This is a genomic window from Streptomyces phytophilus (genome assembly GCF_013870535.1).
Classification (GTDB): domain Bacteria; phylum Actinomycetota; class Actinomycetes; order Streptomycetales; family Streptomycetaceae; genus Streptomyces; species Streptomyces phytophilus.
This window is the reverse complement of the sequence record NZ_JACBXC010000770.1, coordinates 1-2,917: the sequence shown is the minus strand read 5'-3', so window position 1 is coordinate 2,917 and position 2,917 is coordinate 1. Positions and strand designations below refer to the sequence as shown.

Here is a 2,917-nt window from a genome sequence, read left to right as displayed (position 1 = left end):
GTGCGAGCCGAGGGACTGGAAGCCGATCTGGCAGGCGACGCCGGCGGAGCGGCAGGCGGCCTCGATGCGCTCGTAGAGCGCGAACGACGCCGCGGGCGGCTTCTCCAGCAGCAGGTGCACGCCGTACGCGGCGGCCACCAAGGCGAAGTCGGCGTGCGTGGGGATCGGCGTGGAGACCACGGCCAGCCGGGCGCCCGTACGCTCCAGCAGCACGGCGAAGTCGGCGCCCTGCGGGACGGGTTCGCCGGCGAAGTCGGCGGCGGCGAGCGGCTGGGTCTCGCAGACCCCGGCCAGCACGACCCGGCCCGCCCGCTCCAGCCGGCGGATGTTCGCCAGGTGCCGCCGGCCGTGCCCGCGGGCCCCGGCCAGCACGACGGGCACGGGAGCGGGCGTACGGGAGTTCCGGGCCGTCATCCCTTCACCGCCCCCGCGCTGAAGCCGGTGATCAGCCACCGCTGGATGAACGCGAAGACGATCACCACGGGCACCGCCGCGATCACCCCGCCCGCCGCCAGCGCGCCCAGGTCGACGCTGTCGGCGCCGATCAGCGTGTTGAGGCCCACGGGGATCGTCTGCTTGTCCTGTTCGCTGAGGAACATCAGCGCGAAGAGGAAGTGATTCCAGCTGTGCACGAACGCGAAGGAGCCGACGGCGATCAGGCCGGGCCGCAGCAGCGGCAGCACCACCGCGCAGAACGCCCGGAAGCGCCCGCAGCCGTCGACCCAGGCGGCCTCCTCCAGCGCGTACGGCACGTTCTTGATGAACGTGCTGATGAGGATCAGCGACAGCGGGAGCTGGAAGACGGTCTCGGCGATGACGACGCTGCCCAGCGAGTTGATCATCTGGAGGCTGCGGAAGATCTCGAAGAGCGGGACGAGCATCAGCGCGCCGGGGATGAACTGCGAGCACAGCAGCCCGAGCAGGAAGACCTTCTTGATCCGGAAGTCGAAGCGGGCCAGCGCGTAGCCGCCGGCGAGCGCGACGCCGGTGGTCATGACCAGCGTCGCGGCGCCGACGAGCATGCTGTTCTGGAAGAAGGTGGCGAAGCTGCGCTCGGTCCACACCTTGTCGAAGTGCTCGAACGTCACCGGCCACGGCACCAGCGAGGTGGATCCTGCGGGGCGCAGGGCGAAGAGCAGCATCCAGTAGAAGGGGATGAGCGTGAAGAGCAGGTAGAGCCCGAGCGGGACCCATATCTGCCAGCGCGGCACCTCGTCGTACGACCGCCGCCCGCGTGCTCGGCCGCGGCGGGCCGGCGGGGCGGGCGCGGCGCCGCGGGCACGCGGGGGCGCGGCGAGCGCGGTCGGAGCGGTGCTCATCGGTTGTCGCCTCCGAACTTGCTCAGGCGCAGGTAGAGGATCGAGCAGAAGAGGAGGATCACGAACGCGACCGTGGTCAGCGCCGAGGCGTAGCCGAAGTCGTGGCCGTGGATGCCGGTGTTGGCGACGTACAGCGGGAGGGTGGTCGTCCGGCCCGCGGGGCCGCCGCCGGTGAGGGTGTAGAGGAGGTCGACGTTGTTGAACTCCCACACCGCGCGCAGCAGCGTCGACAGGATGATCGCGTCCCGCAGGTGGGGCAGCGTGATGTGCACGAACTGCCGCAGCCGCCCGGCGCCGTCGACCGCCGCGGCCTCGTAGAGGTCCTTCGGCACGGACTGGAGGTCGGCGAGGATGAGGATGGCGAAGAAGGGCACGCCGCGCCAGAGTTCGGCCAGGACGGCGGCCCAGAAGACGGTGCCGGTGTCGGAGAGGACCGAGGTGCCGTACGAGCCGATGCCGGCGTCGGCGAGGTAGCGGCTGACGCCGGTGGCGGGGTTGTAGAGCAGCATCCAGATCGTCGTGGTGAGGACGCCGGAGACGGCCCACGGCGAGAACACCAGCGCGCGGGCGACCGCGCGGCCCAGGAACGTCTGGTTGACGATCAGCGCGAGGGCGAGGCCGAACGCGAGCTGGAGGCCGACCTCGACGACGACCCACTTGGCGCTGAAGGCCAGCGAGTCCCAGAACAGCGGGTCGTCGGTGAGCAGCGTGGTGAAGTTGTCCAGGCCCGCGAAGCCGTCGCGCCAGGGTTTGGTGACGTTGTAGTGCCGCAGGCTGTAGTAGAAGACGCTGAGCATCGGGTACGCGATGAAGCCCAGCATCAGCAGCCCGGCGGGGGCGATCAGCAGATACGGAAGGCGCCGGGCGCCCCGGCCGCGGCTGTCCCCGCGCCGGTTCTCCGCGCGCCGCCGGGCCGTTCCGGGCGGCCGCGCCACGGCTTGGGCCATGTCTGCTCCTATCGGTGCCGTCGAAGCGCTTCGCGAACGTCGTTCGGTGGATCGGACAGGTGCTGCCGGGGTGGGACGGAGTGGTGCGCGCCCGGGCGGTCAGCCCGCGTAGGGCTCGGGCACCCGGCCCGTACGGGCCAGGAAGGCGAAGTCGCAGCCGGTGTCGGCCTGCGTGATCTGGTCGGCGTACAGGGCGCCGTAGCCGCGCTCGTAGCGCGGGGGCGGCGGCGTCCAGGCGGCGCGGCGGCGGGCCAGCTCCGCGTCGCCGACCTCCAGCCGCAGGGTGCGGGCGGCGACGTCGAGGGTGACGAGGTCGCCGTTCTCGACCAGCGCCAGGGGCCCGCCGACGTACGCCTCGGGGGCGACGTGCAGCACGCAGGCCCCGTAACTCGTGCCGCTCATCCGGGCGTCGGAGATCCGCACCATGTCGCGTACGCCCTGCTTGAGCAGGTACGCGGGGATCGGCAGCATCCCGTACTCGGGCATGCCGGGGCCGCCCAGCGGGCCCGCGTTGCGCAGCACCAGCACGTGGTCCGCGGTGAGCGCGAGCGCCGGGTCGTCGATGGTGCGCTGGAGTTCGCGGTAGTCGTCGAAGACGGCGGCCGGCCCGGTGTGCGCGAGCAGCCGGGGCTCGGCGGCGACGTGCTTGAT

General features: G+C 71.9%; 3 protein-coding genes and 1 pseudogene. All 4 read right to left on the bottom strand.

Translation table 11 applies throughout. The annotated features are described in order from the left end of the window. Nucleotides 1-414, bottom strand: a 414-nt coding sequence (locus H5J30_RS24980) for a Gfo/Idh/MocA family protein (RefSeq protein WP_181789612.1), incomplete at its 3' end; no start/stop codon positions are given. Further along, nucleotides 411-1,319: a carbohydrate ABC transporter permease gene (locus tag H5J30_RS24975; RefSeq protein WP_181789611.1), complete on the bottom strand. Its 909-nt coding sequence runs from the start codon at nt 1,317-1,319 to the stop codon at nt 411-413. The genes H5J30_RS24975 and H5J30_RS24980, both read right to left, overlap by 4 nt. After that, a complete protein-coding gene (locus H5J30_RS24970; protein WP_181789610.1) occupies nt 1,316-2,266 on the bottom strand; it encodes a carbohydrate ABC transporter permease in 951 nt (316 codons plus the stop codon). The genes H5J30_RS24975 and H5J30_RS24970 overlap by 4 nt, the downstream gene beginning before the upstream one ends. 99 nt (nt 2,267-2,365) lie before the next feature. After that, nucleotides 2,366-2,917, bottom strand: a pseudogene (locus H5J30_RS24965) (dihydroxy-acid dehydratase); the annotation flags it as partial.